The following is a 24036-nucleotide window of genomic DNA, read 5'->3' on the forward strand; positions in this document are numbered from 1 at the left end:
AAAATAAACTTACAAAATATGTTTTAAATTAAAAATTAATTCTTAGGAAACGCCTTGACACTAAATACTATTTATTTAATAATCTCAACAAACAAATCGGCAACATCACTTATACGATAGCTATAATACCCAGTTCTAGGAAATCCTGAAGACAGACTTACAATATTTCCGGAATCATCTTCAGCTACATACAAAGGATAGCCATTTGTTGTAAGTTTAGTCAACCCTTGGTTGCTAACATCATAAACAATAAGCTCCTTTTTAAAATGATTATAATTGCCACTTGTGCCAACATCATTATTAGTTCCAAAAATCTTAGTTCCTAATTTATTAAAATTCAATGATATTATTGGATTAGCATAACTAGCAACAGCTGAATAATTTACTGACGAATAAATTGTGTTTCTGTTTTTATTTAAAATTAGTTTGCCGGTATAATTTACGCCAATATCACTGTTGTATTTAGCATACAACGGCATCTGCTTAATACCATTGTTTGTTATTTGTCCTTCAGTATTAATTGTATATTGAATGGCTCTACCTTCATTATTATGGCTTAATAAAATAGTATTTGTATCAATTTTTGTTATCTCATAGTTAAAGCTTCCTTGGTGGTCTGGAAAGTGTAATTTTTCATCTATTTTTAAAAATTCACTTCCATTTCTTTTATAAGTTTTAACGTAATCACCATCAGCAATCACCCAAATATTACTACTTAAATAAGCGAAACTATTCACTAAAGAATAACTAGATTTTAGCGCATACTTATATATCAAATTAGCAGCATCGTAAACCCACAAATCGCTACCCTGAACAAAAATAAGCTCTTTCCCATTTTCTGAAGTAATCAGTTTCATTTCTGTATCTGTAGAACTAGTAGGTAACTTAAAGGCTTCAGCGATTATTTTTTTATTTAAATAATCATACTTTACAAGTCTCATTTCATTTTTAATAGACTTTCCATAAGAGAAAAACGAATGACTCTGTGCATCAAAACTTAAAAACCTAAAATTATTAAAATCTAATAAATCATCCCTTGTAAAACCGATTTGAACCATGTTTTTATTCATGTCTAACGGACTACTATTCCCAAATATATTATGCACATAAATGGAGTAAACCGGATTATTGACATATGGCGGATTATAATCTGTAAAGCTTGTAATATTAATATCATCAATAATTTTCACGGTTTCAACGTTATAACTAGAGCTTGTATTTTGGTCTTGTACTCTTATTTCGTAATGTGAAAAATAATATCCTGAATACTTTTCCCAAAAAAATGTTATTGAATTATTTGTATAACTAGAATTTACGATGGCTACATTTTTTGGAATGATAAATTCGGTAGCTACATATTTTGGATCACTCTCACCTAACAATCCTTTATCAGTATAAATTTTCAAGAAGTAACAAAAGCTTCCTGCTACGGGCGGATTTTCATCAATAAAACTAGTTGTACTTACATTCTCAATAGTTTTTATCAATTCTGCTGTGTTAATAGAACACCCATCGTTACTTCTATATATTTCATATTTTAAGAATGAATTATAGCCGTTATACTGGTTCCATTTAAATTCTATTTGGTTAGTAAACATCGGTTCTTCTACCCTATAAAAAGTTGACGTGTAAATGTCAATTTCATTTGGAGGAAGATATCTATAAGCTGTAAAGGTATATGCCTCTTTAACATTGTCTCCATCAAAATCAATGGTTGCAGTAAAAACAAAATTATTTGCACTTATGCTATTAATAGTGATTATTTCTGAAGCCGAATTATCTGAATTATATAAGGTAATGATGCCATTATTTAATTCCCATTTTAATTTATTTAGCGTAGGCGCACAGGTAAAAGATTCTTGATACAGAAACTCTTCATAGTCTTGATTTTCGTTGTAAATAAAAAAATCGCGCCCACATTGCTCTATATTTGGCGTTACATTTCTAGATATTCCTTTGTGTTCCACTTTATAAATAGACCAAGCTCCGTACAAATTCTCCTTTTTGGCATCTTTCATAACGCTTTTGTTGGAGTCCATATCATCAGTACTACAAGCAGAAAGAAAAACAGAAATCAAACAAATAAATAATGCTAGGGTTTTATTATTTCTATACATAAAAACATCACATTAAATTAAGTTAAAATTAAAATTACGTTTTAGGAAACGCCTTCTTATTAAACACAATAAGCATAATAAACCCTGTGCTTATGGCCATATCGGCAATATTAAAAACAGGCTCAAAAAAGTTAAAACGCTTGCCGGCATTTATTGGAAACCAGGTTGGCAAATCTATTGAAAACAACGGAAAATATAGCATATCTACCACCCTACCGTGTAACAGCGAATCGTAGCCACCTCCTTCTGGAAGAAATGTTGCTACTTGATTAAAACTATCATCAAACAAAACGCCATAAAAAACAGAGTCGATAATATTACCCATAGCGCCTGCAAATATAAAGGCGATCGCTAAAATTAATATTTTTGAGGCACCCTTTTTTGTAGCATCATACAGCCAATAGCCAATGCCGAAAACAGCTAACACGCGAAACAATGTAAGTGCTACTTTTGCTTGTCTTTCGGAAACAAAAGATATAAAATCACTAATTTTTGTACCCCAAGCCATACCATCGTTTTCAATAAAATAGATTTGAAACCAATTAAATACCACAATGTGTTCCTGCAGTTTAAAATGCGTCTTTATATAAATTTTACTTATTTGATCGATAAGTAAAATAATAATGATGATGGCTATAGATTTTTTTATGGACATTTACTATCGTTTTGTTAATGCACTTAGACAGTGCTGAGTGCGATACGCCGTGAAATAAAAAACGCCTCAATCCCGATAGTCTTCGGGCGAGACGTTTCAAATATATAATTTATAACAATATTATTGCATGTTTTTTGCTTCAATACTTAAGGTTGCATGAGGCACTAATTTTAATCGCTCTTTTGCAATTAATTTTCCTGTAACTCTACAAACACCGTAGGTTTTGTTTTCAATTCTAATTAAAGCATTTTTTAAATCGCGAATAAATTTTTCTTGTCTTATTGCTAAGGCAGAGTTAGATTCTTTGCTCATAACTTCACTACCTTCATCGAAAGCTTTAAATGTAGGCGAGGTATCTTCTGTACCATTACTATGGTCGTTCATATACGCGCTTTTAATTAACTCTAAATCGTGTTGCGCTTTAACTATCTTCTCTTGAATTAAAGTCTTAAATTCTGCTAAATCCTTATCAGAATATCTTATGTTTAAATCTAAACTCATAATTTCAATGTTTTTGAATAAATAATTTGGTATTTACATCATCAAATGCAATCTCTATACCATTTTCTAGTTTGTCAATTATTTCAAGCCCTTCTGTGAGCGTTTCTGCTTTAATATACGAAATATTTGTGTGAATTGCCGTATCAATTTGCAAATTACTCTGTAATTTAACATCTATTCGATCAGTGACCTCAAATCCCGAATCTTTGCGCAAATTTTGAATACGATTTACAAGTTCTCTGGCTATGCCTTCACTTCGTAAATTGTCGGTTATTGTAACATCTAAAGCAACTGTTAAATTACCTTCATTAGCTACCAACCAACCTTCAATATCCTGTGATGTAATTTCTACATCATCGAGTGCTAAAGTTATATTTTTTCCGTTAACTACAATATCTAAAACGCCATTTTGTTCTATTTTGTTAATATCTTCTGCTGTAAAGTTAATTACTTCACTAGCAATGGCTTTCATGTCCTTCCCAAAGCGCGGTCCTAAGGTCTTAAAATTAGGTTTTATCTGTTTTACTAAAATATCTGAAGCTTCTTCTAAAAGTTCAATCTCTTTTACATTTACTTCATGTTTTATTAAATCTGAAACCGCTAAAATTTCCTCTTTTTGCTGTTTGCTTGTAACAGGAATCATGATTTTTTGAAGTGGCTGACGCACTTTTATTTTCTCTTTCGCTCGTAACGATAATACTAAAGACGAAATGGTTTGTGCTGCTTCCATTTTGCGTTCTAAACTCTTGTCTACAACAGACGCGTCATATTGTGGAAATTCTGCTAAATGCACACTTTCAAAAGCTTCTTTTTTAGTTGCGACATTTAAATCTAAATACAATCTATCCATAAAAAACGGAGCGATTGGTGCGCCTAACTTTGCAATGGTTACCATACAAGTGTAAAGTGTTTGGTAGGCCGAAATTTTATCTTGTTCGTATTCGCCTTTCCAGAAACGTCTTCTGCATAAACGCACATACCAGTTACTTAGGTAATCTTGAGTAAAATCTGAAATGGCACGTGCCGCTTTTGTAGGCTCATAATCAGCATAAAACGCATCTACTTTTTGTATTAATGTGTTTAATTCTGAAAGGATCCATCTATCAATTTCAGGTCGTTTACTTATCTCAATTTCGGCTTCACTATAAGTAAAACTATCTAAATTAGCATACAGCTGAAAGAACGAATAGGTATTATAAAGTGTACCGAAGAATTTACGTTTTACTTCTTCAACACCATCTAAATCGAACTTTAAATTATCCCAAGGGTTTGCGTTGCTTATCATGTACCAACGTGTGGCATCGGCACCATAAGTTGATAACGTTTCGAACGGATCGATAGCATTTCCTAAACGTTTAGACATTTTTTGTCCGTTTTTATCCAACACCAATCCGTTAGACACGACGTTTTTATACGCAACCGAATCGAATACCATAGTTGCAATAGCATGCAGTGTATAGAACCACCCACGGGTTTGGTCTACGCCTTCGGCAATAAAATCGGCTGGATACGAAGTTCCATTATCTATTAACTCTTTATTTTCAAACGGGTAATGCCACTGTGCATACGGCATGGAACCAGAATCGAACCACACATCAATTAAATCACTTTCGCGGAACATTTTCTTTCCGGAAGGTGACACTAAAACCACCTCATCAACAATATTTTTATGCAAGTCGATTTTAGCGTAGTTTTCTTCGGAATTGTTTCCAACTTCGAAATCTTCAAAAATAGCTTTTGAAAGTACGCCTGCTGAAACAGCTTTTTCCATTTCAGATTTTAATTCTTCAACCGAACCGATACAGATTTCCTCTTTACCATCTTCGGTTCTCCAAATTGGTAATGGAATGCCCCAGTAACGAGACCGCGATAAATTCCAATCGTTGGCATTTGCTAACCAGTTACCAAAACGACCTGTACCTGTTGCTTTCGGCTTCCAGTTAATGGTTTCGTTCAGTTCGAACATACGCTCTTTAATATCGGTGACTTTAATAAACCAAGAATCTAACGGATAGTACAGAATTGGTTTATCGGTTCTCCAACAGTTTGGGTAACTGTGTTTATATTTTTCAACCTTAAAGGCTTTATTTTCTTCTTTTAATTTGATGGCAATCTCTACATCTACCGAACGCTCAGGAGCTTCGCCTTCGTTATAGTATTCATTCTTCACATATTTACCAGCATATTCACCCATTTCTGGACGGAACTTCCCTTGTAAATCTACCAAAGGAACAAGATTTCCGTTTTCATCTTTTACTAACATAGGTGGTACTTCGGGAGTTGCTTGTTTTGCAACCGTGGCATCGTCTGCTCCAAACGTAGGTGCGGTGTGTACAATACCTGTACCATCTTCGGTAGTAACGAAATCTCCAGAAATTACTCTAAACGCATTTTCTGGATTATCGTTTGGAAGTGTATAAGGCAATAATTGTTCGTAGGTAATGCCTACTAAATCTTTCCCAATAAATTGCTTTATTATGAAGAATGGAATTTTTTTATCATCCGATTTATATGCATACAATTCCGCTTTATCTTTAACTTCATTGAACTTCCCTGCAAACTGATAGCTAACTAATTTTTTAGCTAAAACCACTTTAATCGGTCGATACGTGTATTGGTTGTAAGTTTCAACTAAAACATATTCAATTTTAGGCCCCACGGTTAAGGCTGTGTTACTTGGCAAGGTCCAAGGAGTAGTTGTCCAAGCTAAAAAATGAATATCACCTTCATTCTGTAAAAAATCTGGTAACGATTCTGGTTTTGCTTTAAACTGAGCAACCACGGTAGTATCAGTAACATCCTGATAAGTTCCTGGTTGGTTTAACTCGTGTGAACTTAAACCTGTTCCGGCTTTTGGCGAATAGGGCTGAATGGTATACCCTTTGTACAGTAAATTTTTGTTGTAGATTTCTTTTAACAACCACCAAACACTTTCCATGTATTTTGGTTCGTAGGTAATGTAAGGGTCGTTCATGTCCACCCAATACCCCATTTTTTGTGTTAGATCGTTCCAAACATCGGTGTAACGCATTACAGCTTTACGACAGGCTGCATTATAATCTTCCACCGAAATAGTTTTTCCAATATCTTCTTTGGTAATACCTAATTCTTTTTCAACACCCAATTCAATTGGTAAACCATGCGTATCCCAACCTGCTTTACGCTTTACTTGGTAACCTTTCATGGTTTTATAACGCGGGAAAATATCTTTTATAGCACGTGCTAAAACGTGATGAACACCAGGTAATCCGTTTGCAGAAGGAGGTCCTTCAAAAAACACAAACGATTCGTGATTCTCTCTAGTAGATACACTTTTTTCAAAAATTTCGTTTTCTTGCCAATAGTTTAGAATTTCTTCTGCAACTTTTGGTAAGTCAAGGCCTTTATATTCAGGGAATTTCATGCTCTTTATATCAAATTTCTTTTCGAGGTGCGAAATTAAGGATTTATCCTTAAATGATTAATTTTTAATGATAAAAAAAGCCAAAACTATTATTTTGGCTTTTTCCACTAATTAAATTAATATTAAAAATTAATTAACAATAAACTTTTTAGTGATTACCTGTCCTGTTTCCGTTTTAAACCACGCTACGTAAGTACCTGTGGCTACGTTTGATATTTTTATGCCATTGCTTAACGTTTCTTGTGAGACATTGCTTAGCTCCGTAATGGTTTGCCCGCGCATGTTTACAATAGCTAATTTCGCTATGGCTGTATTTAGTTTTTTAGCATACAAGGTATTGGATGAATTTTGAAAGTAAATATAGTTTTCTGAAGCCAATGCTTCTTCAACACCTAAACTCTTTTGTTGAGACTGAAAAACCATTTCGAACCTACTGTTAAACTTTCCGGCTGCGGATGTAAACCTGTATGACGTATTTTGTCTTAAATCAAAATATGTGCCTGTAACATTATCTCTTAAATAAACTTCCTGACTGGAATCTAAATTCTCAAACTCCGTAGCTTTAATTTCAAAAGTATTGTTGCCTGAAGATTTAAAGTTTAATGGAATAACCTTATCTGAAGTTATCGCGCTGTATGCTTGTATATTCATATTTTCACCATTTAAACTCAGATTAAAATCGTTGTTATTGGATTCGCTGCAAGCAGCATCATACCCATAATCGTATCCATCGGTTGTATAATCGCTAAAGCCTAAAAGTACTTCTCTACGTGTTTGCGTACCTACCACCGAGTTAAACTCTAATCGAATTTTTTGCATCGTACTGGTTTGCGACGCATCCGTAGTACTATCAGTACTTTTTGATTTTGTGTTAGTCGATTTGAAAAATACAGAGCCAGAAGTATAAGTACCATCGGCATCAGACTCTTTTATAAATACGCGCTGGCTATTCTTAAATTTTACAGTGCCTGTTGCTACAATTTCAGCAATAAACCCTTGTCCTACTGGTAAGTATTTTGAAGGTACCAACGTACCTTCAGAACCATTTGTTGTTGCGCCACTTATTCCAACAAACTGTGAAGCTCTTACGCCTCCCAATTTATTTACTTGGGCATAACCACCTTTATAATCATCTAAATAATGCGAATCGCCTGCCCATTGTTGCCATAATTGCAAGGTTCCTCCTATAATACCTACGTTATCATCAATAAACTTTTCTACATCTAAAGCCGATGGGTATGGATTACCTAATAAATACTCGGTTTTAGATACATTAGCTACCGAGCCATTTCCGCCTTTATCTATAACATCTACTAAAATAGTACCGTTATTGGGCTTGCCTTCAAATATATACTGCTGTTCTAACCCTGCATTTCCTGTACCTTTTTGGGTATAGCCTACACCAGGTGTAAATCCTGCGGTGGGACTTAACAAAGCCCAATCCCAATAGGTTACGCCATTTTTATACGTATACAACCAATAAGTACTTATTTTACCAACTTGATTGTATGCCGAAGTAAATGACATATCAAACCCTGATTGGTCTTTTAGCATATTTAACTTGAAAGCTGAATTATTTGGATTATTTGCCGATGTATTATTATCTATTAAACTTGTGGCACCTTTTATGCCAACTGGAGACGACCAATAATTATATCGATATACATTGCTGGTTCCTTCTTGACGTCTTAAAAGTTTACCCGTAGCCGAAGTTACTAAATCGCTGGTACTGGTTTGTACCAATTGCGAATCACCCATTAAATCTAAAGTACCATTTAACGCTAAATAATAACTGTTTTGTATTTCATTATCGCCGGTTACTGTTAGGGTTTTGCCTTCATCTATAATTAAACCTTTTGTTTTTAGTGATTGACTAATTGTAATATCATGAGATATTTTAATAATACTATGTTCTCTATTATTACTCGCGTCTGTTAAATCCCAAACATCACCGCACTTCCATGTAGCTGCGGTATTCCAATTACCATTACTAGCTGTAAGATAAGGCATTGGTGCTGTTTCTTCTTGGGAGGTTGTAACATTAAAAACAGAAGCATGATTCCCATTTCCTGAATAATCTTTAACTTTATTATCGCTGGTAAACTCAGTACCCATTCTGTAATATAATTTTAGATTACTCCAAGACAAAACAGCCTTGGTATCACTATCTGTAATATCTTTTGGAATGATGGTTCCTCGAACATTACCATTGTTATTCTCAATCTCTTGGTAGATTATTTGTTGTAACTGCGAATCGGTTAATGCCGTGTTAAACACACGAACTTCATCTATATCACCTTTAAAATATTGTTTATTTGTTACATTACTCGACAAACGTCCAATTTCAAAAGTTCCTAATGATGAACTTGTATTCTCTATTACCCGACCAGTATTTCCAACAGCGTAAGAACTTACCAATTCTCCATTTACATATAATTTAATAAGTCCGGTTGCACTCGTATAAACCCCTGCAATATGATACCACTTGTTTAATTCGATATTATCACCACTCGCAGATTTTTCAACATTTCCAGCACTTTTTATTGTAAACGTTGGCTTTTTTCCATTTCTTAACCATAATTTACATCCAGAATCTTCCCCAGCAATAACCATATCTGAAGAATTCCCTGTATCAGATTTAATCCAAGCCATTATAGTAACATTATTTAATCCATTTAAAATAGATGGTCTGGATAAATAGTCATTTACGCCATCAAAATCTACCATAGGAACGGGTGGTGCATTGAAAATAGCATCTCTAAAATCTACATCGCCACCAGTACTGACATCGCTGTCGGTATCTGGTAACAAACTTGGATTATTTATAGAACCATTAACATCGGTATATCCAGTAGTTGTATCTATATTATCGTCTAAACCATCATTATCAGCATCAAGACCTGAAAGTGTTAATCCTGCCTCAACAGTATCATTTCCGCCTTCGTTATCCGAATCTAAATCTAAATAATCAGGATTATCTGTACCATCCGTATTTACTGGATTTAATCCTGCAGCGTAGTTAGTATCAACACCAAATGAATTTACAGTCCCCGAAGGTGCTATATAACCTATAGTTGTTTGTGCTTCTACGTTATCAGGAATGCCATCACCATCACTATCTAAATCTAAATAATTTGGAACACCATCACTATCATAATCGCTAAAATTAAAAACTTGTATTTCTGCTATATTTAAATAGTTCGTTATATTATTTCCAGACTTTTGTATTCTAATATATCTTCCCTTTTTTTCAATAGCTGTGTCTAAAGAAACGACATTATTAGTAACTCCAAATTGATGTATAAATTCTGCATTTGCTTGCGCTGCCGCTAAATTATAATTGGAAGGAAATGGTGTAGATGAAACCATTAAAAAAACGTTTTGTAGCCTATCTGAACAACAATCCGTTCTATTCCAAACTACAATATTATCAATGTTCTTTAAACTTTGTAAATCTATATCTATCCAATCATATTGAGATGAGCCAAGAGTATGCGCAACAGAATTAGAATTAAAATATGATCCATCTGTATTATTATCATTTATTCGAGTCATTACCCCGCCCCAACCAACAGAACTTGACGTAACAGTACCCAATAACGCAACATTGTTAGTTCCCGATATATTTTCAACTGTATCTAAAATACCATCGTTGTCATCATCCAAATCAACAGAATCCAATATTCCATCACCATCGGTATCTTTACCTGGAACAGCATTTAAACAACCCCAAATGTAATTGTAATTTGTAGAAGAAAAATTCCAGCTTAAATTATCAGTTCCAGCTGAAGCTATTTTATAAGAGCTATATAATCTATCAGCGCCATTTGCATTTAATTTATTAAATAAAACGGTTTGCCCAGTCCCCACAGTAGCGGTTTTATCATCTAATGATAAAAAGTCCAAACCAAAACTATTGGCATCACAACTAATCGTTTTTGATACATTTCCTGAATTTCCACTTTCCTTTTGTATGGATGAAAAAATATTGCTTTGATTTACGTTACTAAAACTAGTAACTGCTAAAGTAATATCGGCGTTTTTGCTTGTGTTAATTGATAAAACATTGGTTCCAGAAGAAGGATTTACCAAAGTATAAATGGCTAAGGTTACTTGTCCTCTTTTTGTAGTCTCAACCTCGGTTAAAGCAACACCTCCATAAGTTAAAGTGTTTATTTTATTCAAATTTTCATTTATCAATAAAGACACGACCACTACGGAATTTGACAATCCTGTAGATACTGTATGATTAAAAGCTAAATTTTTTGAATTTTTAACACTGCCTGTTGCAGTATTATCAACGGCTATTTGGGCTTTAGCATTATTGTAACATAAACCAACTACAATAACAAATAAATAAGGCAAATACCTTTTAAGAAAAGCAGTCTCAACTTTTTTAAAATTTGTTTCCATTGAACGTAATGATTTTATCATAAACATGTTATTCATTTCAATTAATTTGTACTGAAATAACTTATGTTTAAAAAGCATTACCGCCTTTTTGTGGAAACGTAATTAAAAAATAGTTTATAGCTATTCTGATTGATTACGAATACCAACTTAAATTATACTTTAGTAAAATGGATTAAGAATTGTGAGAGACTTTGTTAGTAATAATGCATGATTAAGGGCTACACTTATATATAACAACACAATATTAGCACAATCTTCGCATATGAACTAATAAAATTGTGATTTTTTTCGATGAAACGTAATATATATCGGATGAGTCGCTAATGTAAAAAGATGAAATACACAAAAAATCGATATAAAAATCTTAATTTATGTACGTTATTTCCCATATTAAATGTCGTTTAACCTATTCATTTACAACAATATAGTTTTCAGGGTATTAAAAAAAGAGGTGTTTTGATTAAACCAACATTGTCACCAAATCTTCAATCTTAGAAATCAATTGAATTTTAATGGCTGTTTTTTTGAGTGATATCTTATTGTATTTAGACACATATATAGTTGAAAACCCTAATTTTTCGGCTTCTAAAATACGTTGTTCTACCCGCTGAACAGGGCGAATTTCTCCAGACAAGCCAACTTCGGCCGCAAAACAAATATCTTTTTGTAACGCGACGTCTTCATTCGATGATAAAATGGAAGCCACCACAGCCAAATCGATGGCAGGATCATCTACGTTAATACCTCCCGTAATATTTAAAAAAACATCTTTGGCTCCTAATCGGAAACCCGCCCGTTTTTCTAAAACGGCTAAAAGCATATTTAATCGTTTCGCATTAAAACCAGTGGCGCTACGCTGTGGTGTACCATAAACAGCGGTACTAACTAAAGCTTGCACCTCAATCATTAAAGGTCGCATCCCTTCTAAAGTAGCTGCAATGGCATTGCCCGATAATTCTTCATCTTTTTTGGATATTAAAATCTCTGAAGGATTAGACACTTCCCGCAAACCAGATCCTTGCATTTCATAAATACCTAGTTCGTTTGTAGAACCAAATCGGTTTTTATGTGCTCTTAAAATTCTAAATACATGATTTCTATCGCCTTCAAATTGCAGCACGGTATCGACCATATGCTCTAATATTTTGGGTCCGGCAATGTTACCGTCTTTAGTAATATGCCCAATTAATAGCACAGGAGTGGCAGTTTCTTTGGCAAATTTTATTAGCTCGGTTGTACATTCTTTTATTTGGGAAATACTTCCAGAAGACGACTCAATATAATCGCTGTGAAGCGTTTGAATAGAATCTATAATTACAATGTCGGGTTCTAAAGCTTCAATTTGTTTGAAAATGTTCTGCGTTTTGGTCTCAGTAAGGATATAACAATTGTTATTATTAGGATTGATGCGTTCTGCTCGCATCTTTATTTGTTTTTGGCTTTCTTCGCCAGAAACGTATAAGGTTTTATAAGGTAATTTTAGCGATATTTGAAGCAGCAAGGTGCTTTTTCCTATACCTGGTTCACCACCCAAAAGCGTTAAAGACCCTGGCACAATACCACCGCCCAAAACACGATTAAATTCACCATCCATGGTATCTAATCGTGCTTCATTAGACATATCAATATCTTTTATTCTTAAAGGTACTGCTGCTTTTTTTACTTTAGATGTTGGTGATTTCCAATCGCTCTTTTCTGGCGTTTGAATAACTTCTTCAACAATGGTATTCCATTCTTTACAAGCATTGCATTGCCCCTGCCATTTCGCAAATTGCGAACCGCAGTTCTGGCAAAAAAAAGTGGTTTTTACTTTAGCCATTAGTATCCAAAATCTGCTTTAATGGCATCTGCTTTTTCTAGCATTAAATCTTTGGTAATACCTCCAATTTCATCTAACGAAAATGCCGTTTGATAAGCGCGCATCGCTTTTTTAGATTCGCCTGCTTCTTCGTAAAATCTTGCTAAATAATAATTACCAAGGAGTGTTTTTGGATATACATCGCGGGCTATTTTACCAAGTGCTTCGTAATATTCGAATTTTTTAGTTTTTTCTATCGCTGCCGAAATAGCGTTAAAGTCATTAATAAGTATTTGTTTTTTGATGCCAAACAATTCATTAATGGTTTTGTATTTTTCTTCTAGATACGTAACTGGCGAGGTTTCTAATTTTAGCAAGACATTTTTATACTCCTCTTTACTTATAGGTTGATACACTTTAAAGATTGCTTCGATGGCATTAGGTATGGCATGTGTTGGCACAGAATAATGCGTAGGTTTCTCGAAGTTATTAAATGTATAAAACAGGTTTTTATTATCTAACGCCGAAATATCTTCATTTAAGGCGTCCGTCATTTGTTTTATTGAAGACGAATCGTGATTTGTGTTGGCTAAATAATAAAAAGTTTTAGAAGGTATTTTGCGCAATACTTCAGGAATATAGTTTATCATTTTAGGAGCTAAATCGGGACTAATTGCTATATAGGCCTTAAATATGGGTTGTGGTTTTAGTAAAAAGTAATTAATAAAATTAGCGGTATCACCATGCCCAACCGCTATTTTAAAATTAGCGGTTTTATACTTTTTTTCGATATACGGAATCAATTCCATACCTATAAACTCAAAAAAATTAGCGCCTTTATCAATTGGTAATGAGTTTTGTTCTGAATAGATACAATCATCATAACGTTTTTCAAACTGATTAATGCCCACTACAATGGCTCCGGGCATATCTTCCCAATAGGTATAATAATCAACATTTCCTGCAACCGCTTCAAACAAATAATCGCCATCTAACACAATAAATAACGGATAAACTTTATCGCTGTTAGCATCATATCCTCTAGGCAATTGAATTTTTATTTCTCTGGTTTCTCTTAGTTTAGAAGATTCCATCGTTTCATACTTAACCTGTGCATTGGAATAAGTTATTGAACAACATACTACTAAAACGAAAAATAGGTGCTTCATCTGTTTATGGTTTGAGATTTAATCCTGCCAAGATAAACAAATAAGTGTAAGTTTAAAAAGCAATAAAAAGGTATTTAGTTTTCTTTCAGGCCTTTTTTTCTGTTATAAATGGGTAAATAAATTAAAGATAATCCGCCACAAATAATAATCATAAGTGTTTGTGATGCCCACATAATCCATCCAAAAGCATAACTAGGATCTTTGGCAATTCCGAAAATTGAAAACGCTGCAAACACTGCAATCGGGTAGGAACCTATACCGCCATTAGTAGCGGCAATACTAAAACTTGCCGAAATAAACCCAATCAAAATAGCCCCCGTAGAAATCCCTTCTAAGTCTTGAATAGCCAATGAAGTGACATAAAACATAAGAATGTACATGCCCCAAATAAACAGCGTATGAAATATAAATGCCCATTTGTTCTTCATTTTAAAAATACTTAGAGCACCTTCTAACAAACCTTTTATAAATTTTTTAATTTTTAATGCGAATGGCGACGTACTTCTTTTAATATACCTTGTTAAAATTAAGACAAACAAACCCAATGCAACTACGGCAAGCATCATTTTTAAGGGTTGAAATTTTTCAATAAAAAACCCATAAATAAAGTCGAATTGCAAAAAAAGCGTGAGAGTTATTATGCCAATCATCACCAATACATCGGCAATGCGTTCAGAGACGATGGTGCCAATACCTTTTTCGAACGGGACATCTTCGTAATTTGTAAGTATGGATGCTCTGGCTACTTCGCCAGCTCTTGGAATGGTGTAATTAATAAGATAGGTGGCAAAAACGGCCATAACACTATTGCCAAAGCGTATGTTATAACCCATAGGTTCTAACTGAAATCGCCAGCGATAGGCTCTGGACAAATGACTTAAAAGCCCAAGAAACACCCCAAATAACACCCATAATTTATCGGCATTATGCCAATGCTCGATTATTACAGGTAGTGGAACATCTTGTAAAGAATACCAGACTAAAAAAACCCCCAATATTAAAGGCAGTGTAATTTTTAGTATGGTCTTTAGTTTTTGATTCAAAAAGTTACTTTAATAAGTTGGTAGCTTCATCTGGAAACACTAACGAAGGTTTAAAAACTTTTGCTTCTTCAATATCCATAAAAGCATAGGTAATTAAAATTAAAGTATCACCAACAGAAACTTTGCGTGCTGCGGCGCCATTAAGAGTTATTTCTCCAGAATTTCTAGGACCTGGAATCACATAGGTTTCTAAACGTTCACCATTGTCGTTATTAACAATTTGAACTTTTTCGCCTTGAATAATATTAGCGGCATCCATTAAATCTTCATCAATAGTAATACTCCCGATATAGTTAAGTTCTGCACCGGTACATTTTACTCTGTGAATTTTAGATTTTACTACTTGTATTTGCATTTGGCAAAGATAATTAATTTAGAGCGATATTATCGATAAGTCTAATATCATCAGCATACACTGCTATAAATGCCCTGTATTTAGTATTATTAGTTTTTCGTTTTACTGTTTTTAAGGTCGATTCTTCAGCTATTATAAAATATTCCAGCCTCAATAAATCATGTGCTTCAAACTGTTTTTCAACCCATTGCGATACTTTAGCAGCACTTTTTGTGCCAAAATGCAATTTGGCAGTTTTTAATGTTTTATAAATAAAAGGAGCAGCATTTTTATACGCTGATTTTAGTCGCGTATTTCTGGAACTCATTGCTAAACCAGATGCTTCTCTGTGTATTGGACAACCTATAATATTTAAAGGCATATTGTATTTTTCAACCAGCTTTTTTATGATTTGTAACTGCTGAAAATCTTTTTCTCCAAAATAGGCATTATCTGGTTTTATAATTTCGAATAAGCGTTTTACTATGGTACCAACCCCATCAAAATGCCCTTGGCGGAATTTCCCTTCCATTTCAAACTCCAATCCGTCGAATTCAAATTTTTCAGAAACAGTATTTCCTTCATATACATCATCAATCGTGGGTGCATAAACTAAAATATCGGTCTCGCTTATGGTTTTTAATAATTCTATATCCTGCTCGAAGGTTCTGGGGTATTTTACTAAATCGTCTGCATTATCAAATTGCGTAGGATTTACAAAGATGCTTACTGCTACTTTGTCATTATTCGCTAAGGCTTGCTTTACTAAAGCCAGATGCCCATCGTGCAAAGCTCCCATGGTAGGCACCAAGCCTAAAGTTAACTTTTCTGCCTTTAAAGCGTCTATTGCCTGTGTAATTTGATGTTTTTCAGAAAATATTTTCACGATTTATTATAAAATTAACGGGTGCAAACTTAAGATTTTACAACCAATCTGCATAAAATTTTGTACTTTTGCGTGTTTTTTATTTTGAAACTCCAAAAAGAAAGACACAAATGAAACGGTTTTTGACATTTCTTTTTACTTAGAAAGATCTCATTTACGTTTTATATGGCCATTAAAGCATTAAATAAAAACACATGAAAGATAAGAGGATATTATACGTATCATCTGAAGTAGTGCCCTATTTACCAGAAACTGAAATTTCTTCAATGTCGTTTGAAGCACCTCGTTTAGTAAACCAACAAGGTGGTCAAATTCGAATTTTCATGCCTCGGTACGGTAATATAAATGAACGACGACACCAATTGCATGAAGTTATAAGGCTTTCTGGGATTAATTTAGTTATAAATGATTTAGATATGCCGCTCATTATAAAAGTGGCTTCTATTCCTAAAGAACGCATTCAAGTTTATTTTATTGATAACGACGAATACTTTAAAAGAAAAGCAACTTTAACCGACGAAGACGGGAAATTATTTAGCGATAATGACGAGCGTGCTATTTTCTTTGCCAAAGGTGTTATTGAAACTGTAAAAAAATTAAATTGGTCGCCAGATATTATTCACGTTCACGGTTGGCTTGCAGCCTTATTACCTATTTACCTTAAAGAATACTACAAAGACGAGCCTTTATTTAGCGAAAGTAAAATAGTAACTTCTATTTACGATCAAAGTTTTAACACTACCTTAAATAAAGATATGCTTAATAAGGTTAAATTTGACAACATTAATGAAGATGCTGTTAAAATTCTTGAAGAACCTTCGTATGTTAATCTAATGAAAATTGCTATAGACTATTCCGATGCCCTGATTATAGGTTCTGAAAGCATTCCAAGCGATTTAGAAAACTACTTAAAAACATCAAAAAAACCAGTATTAGACTACAAAAGTAGAGATGAATTTGGTGAAGCTTACACAACATTTTTTAACAATAGCGTTTTAAGCTAAACAAGTTATTCATTTAATTATTATATGAGAAAGACCATAAAAGCCCTTAAATTTTCTTTTGTTTTATTAGGATTCGTTACGTTTTTTTTAGCCTGCGACAAAGATTTTACTATTCTTGAAAGTGATGTTCTTGGTAAAGAAAATTCCAATTTTTTTACCGATAAAGAAACCCTTCAAATATTAGCACATAATAAACAATTAAGTGCGCTTCAAATTAACGGCTTAAGCTCAAGTCTGTTAGGTGCTTACAAAGATCCTGCATACGGGTTAACTACTGCAAGTATCATAACGCAGCTAACCCCATCAACATTATCTCCAGATTTTGGCGATAACACAGTAATAGATTCTGTGGTTTTAAGCATTCCATATTATTATCGTGCTATTACAGATTCTACCTATACAATAAAAGACTCGCTGTACGGAAGTTCTCCCATAAAACTTTCCATTTATAAGAATAACTACTTTTTAAGAGATTTCGATCCGAGTTCAACCATCGGACAAACTCAACCTTATTACTCGAAAGCGGATGGCTCTGTTAATACAACAGATAATTTTGCATTGAACGGAACAACAGTAATTAATTTTGACGACCAAAAAAGCGACTTAATTTATTCAACACCATCCTTTACACCGAGTGATAAAAGAATAAAATTATATACGTTTGATACTGACAACAGTATTAAAGAAACCACCTATTTAACGCCGGCATTCAGAACAAAACTCGATACAAATTTTTGGAAACAAACTATTATCGATAAAGAAGGTGATATCGTATTAAGCAATGTTAATAATTTCAACAATTACTTTAGAGGACTCTACTTCAAGGCTGAAGCCATTGGCGGTGAAGGCAACATGATTTTATTAAACTTAGCTTCATCCAGTGCCAACATTACGATTCATTATTCAAAAGACTCTACAGTAGAAAATGAAAGAGTACAGGGTACCTACGTTTTAAGGTTTACTGGTAATATTTTAAACACCTTTATCAATAATTATAATTCAGATTATAAGCTCGCATTACAAAATATTAACACCACTGCTGGAGACGAAAAGCTCTATTTAAAAGGGGCTGAAGGCTCTTTAGCTGTTGTAGATTTATTTAGTGGCGTTAAAGAATATACGGTAAATAATGTAACCACAAGCATTTCTGCATTAGAGTACTTTAAAAAAACCTACCGTAAAACAGACGCTAACGGAAATTATGTAACAGATGCAAGCACTGGCGATTTTATTTTAAAACGCTTAATTAATGATGCGCAACTAACGGTTTATGAAGATGAAACTATCAATACTGGTGGCGATACCGAGTATCATAAATACGATAGACTCTATGCTTACGACATAAAAAACAATACAAGTATTATAGATTATTTTGTAGATCCAACATCAAATACAGCAACGCCTTACTTTTCTAGATATTCGCATTTGGGACTTAGACAAACTAATGAAGACACAGGATTATCAAAATATAAAATTAGATTAACACAGCATTTAATTAACATCTTAGTGAAAGATTCTACGAATACTAAAATAGGGTTAACGCTTTCTACAAATGTTAATGGTACAGCAAATGCTAAAATATTAAATAGCAGCGACGAGGTAACAGGAGTTCCTGCAAATTCCATAATTACAACTAGAGGTTCAAGGGTTTACGGAACAAATGTTAATGTTCCTGAAAATAAAAGACTTAAATTAGAAATATTTTATACCGAACCAAAATAAAACTTTAACCTAAAAATCTTAGTTTTTTGGTTAATTCACGTGCTTCTTTTTTAAATAAATGGAATTTCATCGTGTAAAATAATGACTTTATATAATAATTATCTGTCATTGGTATTTATTTTACATATTTGTTCTTGCTTAAATTAAAACCAAATCAAAATAGTAAAATTATGTGTGGAATTGTAGGATATATAGGAACAAGAGATGCTTACCCCATTATTATTGAAGGCCTTAAAAGATTGGAATACAGAGGGTACGATAGTGCCGGAATTGCTATATTTGACGGAACAGACCTTAAAGTTTGTAAAACCAAAGGTAAAGTTTCCGATTTAGAAGCTCGCGCAGAAAACGAAATAACTAAATTTGGCAACCTAGGTATTGGGCATACGCGTTGGGCAACTCATGGTGTTCCAAACGATGTTAACTCACATCCACATCTTTCAAATTCGGGCGACTTAGTTATTATTCATAATGGCATTATTGAAAATTATGAATCCCTAAAAAAAGAATTAATGGCAAGGGGTTATACCTTTAAATCGGATACCGACACCGAAGTCTTAATTAATTTAATTGAGGACGTTAAAAAGCAGGAAAACGTAAAACTAGGAAAGGCAGTACAAATAGCGCTTAATCAAGTTCATGGAGCCTACGCCATTGCCGTTTTCGATAAGAATAAACCAGAAGAAGTTGTAGTGGCTCGTTTAGGAAGTCCGTTAGCAGTAGGTGTTGGCGAAGATGAATTTTTCATTGCAAGTGATGCCTCACCGTTTTTAGAATATACCAAAAACGCTATTTATCTTGAAGATGAAGAAATGGCGATTATTCGCTTTCACAAAGAAATTAAAGTTAGAAAAATAAAAGACGATTCGATTGTAGACCCGTATGTACAAGAACTTCAAATGAATTTGGAGCAAATTGAAAAAGGGGGTTACGATCATTTTATGCTTAAAGAAATTCATGAGCAACCTAAAGCCATAACAGATACGTATAGAGGGCGTCTTTTAAGAAATGAAGCCATTATTAAAATGGCTGGTGTTGAAGATAATATGAAAAAATTCCTCAACGCTAATCGTATTATAATCGTGGCTTGTGGTACCTCTTGGCATGCAGGATTAGTTGCTGAATACATATTTGAAGACTTAGCCAGAATACCTGTAGAAGTAGAATATGCTTCAGAATTTAGATATAGAAATCCAGTCATCACCGAAAATGATATTGTTATTGCTATTTCACAATCTGGCGAAACAGCCGATACCTTAGCCGCTATTAAATTAGCAAAATCTAAAGGTGCCTTTGTTTTTGGTGTGTGTAATGTAGTAGGCTCATCTATTGCTAGAGAAGCCGATGCTGGAGCGTATACCCACGCCGGACCAGAAATTGGTGTAGCATCAACAAAAGCTTTCACGACGCAAATAACCATTTTAACTTTAATCGCCCTGCGATTAGCTAGAGCTAAAGGAACCATTAGCAGTTCAGATTTCAGACATTATTTATTGGAATTAGAAATGATTCCAGGAAAAGTGGAAAAAGCATTACAAGCTGATGCGCATATTAAAATGATTGCAGACATATACAAAGATTCCAGAAATTGTTTGTATTTAGGAAGAGGTTATAATTTCCCTGTGGCATTAGAAGGCGCACTAAAATTAAAGGAGATTTCTTATATACATGCTGAAGGCTATCCAGCTGCGGAAATGAAACATGGCCCCATCGCATTAATCGATGAGAATATGCCGATTGTTGTTATTGCTACAAAAAAAGGGCATTATGACAAGGTTGTAAGTAACATTCAGGAAATAAAAGCCAGAAAAGGTAAAATTATTGCTATTGTTACCGAAGGAGATGAACAGGTAAGAGAACTTGCAGATCATGTTATTGAAGTTCCAGAAACTATGGAAGCTCTATCTCCATTAATCACAACAATACCTCTTCAATTACTATCATACCACATTGCCGTTTTATTAGGAAAAAATGTGGACCAGCCACGAAACTTGGCAAAATCGGTAACCGTAGAGTAGCACTCACAACTTCGGTTGTTAATCATATATTAAACGTCACAATTGAAATTTCAATTGTGACGTTTTCTTATTATTAGCACTTTTTTTTAGTAATAACTCAATTTTTTACGTGCTTTTTTATTAAATTGTACTATGAATGCATACTTTTTTTACATAATTGTTGCTAAGTAATGCGTAATATCTTTATATTGCTTCGCTAAACTTTAACTAAATATTACTAAATGAAAACAATTCTCCCATTTTTACTGCTATTTTTTTGTAGTATTACTTACTCACAAACAAAAATTTCAGGCTCAGTAGTTGATGACAACGGTCAACCTATCCCAGGAGCAAACATTATTGTAGTTGGAACATCAACAGGAACAGTAACCGATTTTGATGGTCGTTTTTCACTTTCAGTAAATCAAAGCCCTCCTTTTAGCGTGCAAGCTAGTAGCATCGGATTTGAAACTGTAATTTCTAAAGTCACTACAAATAATCAAACCTTGAATTTCGTTCTTATTGAAGGAACATCCTTAGACGAGGTGGTTATTTCGGCGTCCAGAACACCTGAGCGTATTTTCGAATCGCCGGTAACTGTAGAGCGTATTGGTCTTAAAGAAATTAAAAACACCACTTCTGTCGATTTTTACGATGGCTTAGAAAACCTCAAAGGTGTAGATGTAAACACCAACAGTTTAACTTTTAAATCTGTAAACACACGTGGGTTTGCCACCTTTGCAAACAACCGTTTTATGCAGTTGGTAGACGGCATGGATAACTCCACCCCTGCATTAAACTTTCCTATTGGAAATTTGGTTGGGATGATTGAAACCGATGTGCAAAGCGTCGAATTACTACCAGGTGCTTCATCGGCTTTATATGGTGCCAATGCTTTTAATGGAATTTTATTCATGCAAAGTAAAAACCCATTCGATCATGCTGGAATAAGTGCTTATTACAAGCAAGGTATTACCTCACAAAAAGCGGCTGGCGACAATACGTATACCGACTTCGGGATACGAGCAGCGCATAAGTTTAGTAATAAGTTTGCAGCTAAAGTAAACTTTGGATATTTGAAAGGTACAGATTGGGCAGCAAATAGTACCGTAGATAAAAATATGGAAGGCGGAACCAGAGCTACAAATGTTAACTATAATGGTGTTAACGTATATGGCGATATTGTTTTTACCAATATTAGAGCAGCTTCTGGCGGATTAGGTGTTGTACCAAATGTTAATGTAAGTAGAACAGGTTATAACGAAAGTGAACTTACAGATTATAACGCAGAAAGTATTAAGGCCGATTGGGGATTGTACTACAGACCGTTCGAAGATGATTTTGAAATATCATATGTTGGTAAGGCGGGTACAGGTTCTACTATTTACCAAGGAACTAACCGATACCATATTGACGGATTCTTTCAAGAACAACACAAACTCGAATTAAAAAATAAAAACTTCTTTTTAAGAGGCTATGTAGTTAACGATAAAGCTGGAAAATCCTATGATATGGAAGCTACAGCTATTCAAATTAACAGAGCTTGGAAAAGTGACACACAATGGTTTGGAGACTATATTAACACTTATGTAGGTGCAACATTTGGCGGGGCTACCGATACTCAAGCTCACGCGGCGGCAAGAGCTGCAGCAGATAATGGTCGTTTTGAACCTGGTAGCCCAGAGTTTATTGCAGCCTACAACAAAAGTATCAACGACCCTAATTTAATAACTGGCTCTAAATTTCAGGATGCATCAACCTACTATCATGCCGATGGAAATTATAATTTTAGCCATTTAACTGATGTCGCCGAAATTCAAATTGGTGGCTCGTATAGAAAATATAGTTTAAATTCTTCAGGTACAATTTATACTGATAAAGACGGTCCGATAGATTATTCAGAATATGGTGTTTATACTCAAATTCAAAAGAATTTAGAGCTAAGTGATGCCTTAGATTTAAAACTAACAGGTTCTATTCGCTACGATAAGTCTGAGTTTTTTGATGGTTTCTTTTCACCAAGAATTTCAGCGGGTTTAACAGTTAACAGAAACCATAATATTAGAGCATCGGTTCAAACAGGATTTAGAAACCCAACTACTCAAGATTTATTTATAGGCTTAGATACAGGTGCTTATGTGTTAGTAGGTTCGGCACCCGATAATTTAGATCGCTTTTCTAGAACTTATAATATTAGTGCTGCAGGTCAGTTAGCTGGACAACCAGCAACAATAGACCAAACAGGTCGCGCAGGATATACCAATTCTTATACCGCAACTTCGGCACTAGCAGCCGCGGCTACTAATAATGCTTCGCTTTTACAAATTGCAAACCCTAGCATTATAAAACCAGAACAAATAAGTACCGCCGAGGTTGGTTATAGAGGTAAATTTAAAAACTTGGTAGTCGATTTTAGTGCTTACTATAACATGTATAAAGATTTCATTTCTCAAGGACGTGTTATTTCTCCGTTCTATGGTACTGTTGGAGATAATTCTACATCATTTGATGCGATAAAAAACAGAGATTATCAAATCTATGGAACATACACAAACGCCGAGGCCGATGTTAATTCTTATGGTGCTTCTATTGGTTTGTCCACAAAACTATTTGGTGATTTCGATTTAAGCGGAAGTTATACCTATGCTAAGCTTGATTTCGACCAAGAAAAATATCCTAGTTTTGTAACTAATTTTAATACCCCAGAACACAAATTTAAAGCGTCGTTTGGTAACACTGAATTGTTTAAAAACTTCGGATTTAATGTGTCTTACAGATTTAGCGACGACTACTTCTGGGAAGCTACCTTTGGTGATGGCGTAGTAGAAGAATACCACGTGGTGGATGCTCAAATTAACTTGCTTGTACCTAGTATGAAATCTACGTTTAAAGCAGGAGCAACAAATCTAACTGGTAAAGAATATACCACCGCTTTTGGTACTGGATTTATAGGATCTATGTATTATGTTTCTTGGACAATTAATAACTTATAAA

The 24036-nt window shown here is 34.1% G+C and carries 14 protein-coding genes; 4 read left to right on the plus strand and 10 right to left on the minus strand.

Annotated features, from left to right (window positions below; translation table 11 throughout):
* Window positions 1-71: 71 nt before the first annotated feature.
* The 10 genes from ACFQ0I_RS02155 to panC all read right to left on the minus strand — a co-directional run bounded on the left by ACFQ0I_RS02155 (window position 72) and on the right by panC (window position 16319).
* Complete coding sequence (locus ACFQ0I_RS02155) at window positions 72-2039, minus strand: hypothetical protein (protein WP_379938932.1); 1968 nt, start codon at window positions 2037-2039, stop codon at window positions 72-74.
* 112 nt (window positions 2040-2151) lie between these two features.
* Complete coding sequence (locus tag ACFQ0I_RS02160; protein WP_379938934.1) at window positions 2152-2772, minus strand: lipoprotein signal peptidase; 621 nt, start codon at window positions 2770-2772, stop codon at window positions 2152-2154.
* Between the two features lie 120 nt (window positions 2773-2892).
* Window positions 2893-3273 (minus strand): TraR/DksA family transcriptional regulator, encoded by a 381-nt coding sequence (locus ACFQ0I_RS02165; protein ID WP_379938936.1) that lies wholly within the window; start codon window positions 3271-3273, stop codon window positions 2893-2895.
* 4 nt (window positions 3274-3277) lie between these two features.
* Complete coding sequence (ileS, locus tag ACFQ0I_RS02170; RefSeq protein ID WP_379938938.1) at window positions 3278-6676, minus strand: isoleucine--tRNA ligase; 3399 nt, start codon at window positions 6674-6676, stop codon at window positions 3278-3280.
* 129 nt (window positions 6677-6805) lie between these two features.
* Complete coding sequence (locus ACFQ0I_RS02175; RefSeq protein ID WP_379938940.1) at window positions 6806-11089, minus strand: LamG-like jellyroll fold domain-containing protein; 4284 nt, start codon at window positions 11087-11089, stop codon at window positions 6806-6808.
* Between the two features lie 460 nt (window positions 11090-11549).
* Window positions 11550-12908: a DNA repair protein RadA gene (radA, locus tag ACFQ0I_RS02180; RefSeq protein WP_379938942.1), complete on the minus strand. Its 1359-nt coding sequence runs from the start codon at window positions 12906-12908 to the stop codon at window positions 11550-11552.
* Complete coding sequence (locus tag ACFQ0I_RS02185; RefSeq protein WP_379938944.1) at window positions 12908-14056, minus strand: alpha/beta hydrolase; 1149 nt, start codon at window positions 14054-14056, stop codon at window positions 12908-12910. Before ACFQ0I_RS02185 ends, radA begins: the two co-directional genes overlap by 1 nt.
* Window positions 14057-14130: 74 nt before the next feature.
* Window positions 14131-15099 carry a lysylphosphatidylglycerol synthase transmembrane domain-containing protein gene (locus ACFQ0I_RS02190; RefSeq protein WP_379938946.1) on the minus strand — a complete coding sequence of 323 codons (969 nt, stop codon included), beginning with the start codon at window positions 15097-15099 and terminating at the stop codon, window positions 14131-14133.
* Window positions 15100-15103: 4 nt separating this feature from the next.
* A complete protein-coding gene (panD, locus tag ACFQ0I_RS02195) occupies window positions 15104-15454 on the minus strand; it encodes an aspartate 1-decarboxylase (protein WP_379938948.1) in 351 nt (116 codons plus the stop codon).
* Window positions 15455-15467: 13 nt separating this feature from the next.
* On the minus strand, window positions 15468-16319 hold the full coding sequence (gene panC / locus ACFQ0I_RS02200) for a pantoate--beta-alanine ligase (RefSeq protein WP_379938949.1): 852 nt from the start codon (window positions 16317-16319) through the stop codon (window positions 15468-15470).
* A 194-nt stretch (window positions 16320-16513) separates the two neighbouring features.
* On the opposite strand from panC, the gene ACFQ0I_RS02205 reads away from it, so the two are divergent.
* The 4 genes from ACFQ0I_RS02205 (at window position 16514) to ACFQ0I_RS02220 (ending at window position 24035) form a co-directional block, all read left to right on the plus strand.
* Complete coding sequence (locus ACFQ0I_RS02205; RefSeq protein ID WP_379938951.1) at window positions 16514-17323, plus strand: glycogen/starch synthase; 810 nt, start codon at window positions 16514-16516, stop codon at window positions 17321-17323.
* A gap of 24 nt (window positions 17324-17347) precedes the next feature.
* Entirely contained in the window at window positions 17348-19045 is a 1698-nt protein-coding gene (locus ACFQ0I_RS02210; RefSeq protein ID WP_379938953.1) for a DUF4270 domain-containing protein, read from the plus strand.
* A 170-nt stretch (window positions 19046-19215) separates the two neighbouring features.
* Complete coding sequence (glmS, locus tag ACFQ0I_RS02215) at window positions 19216-21063, plus strand: glutamine--fructose-6-phosphate transaminase (isomerizing) (protein ID WP_379938954.1); 1848 nt, start codon at window positions 19216-19218, stop codon at window positions 21061-21063.
* A gap of 221 nt (window positions 21064-21284) precedes the next feature.
* Window positions 21285-24035, plus strand: a complete 2751-nt coding sequence (locus ACFQ0I_RS02220) for a TonB-dependent receptor (RefSeq protein ID WP_379938956.1) — start codon at window positions 21285-21287, stop codon at window positions 24033-24035.
* The last annotated feature ends 1 nt before the right edge of the window (window position 24036 follow it).

Origin of the sequence: Mariniflexile aquimaris (assembly GCF_042676825.1) — a bacterium.
GTDB lineage: Bacteria > Bacteroidota > Bacteroidia > Flavobacteriales > Flavobacteriaceae > Mariniflexile > Mariniflexile aquimaris.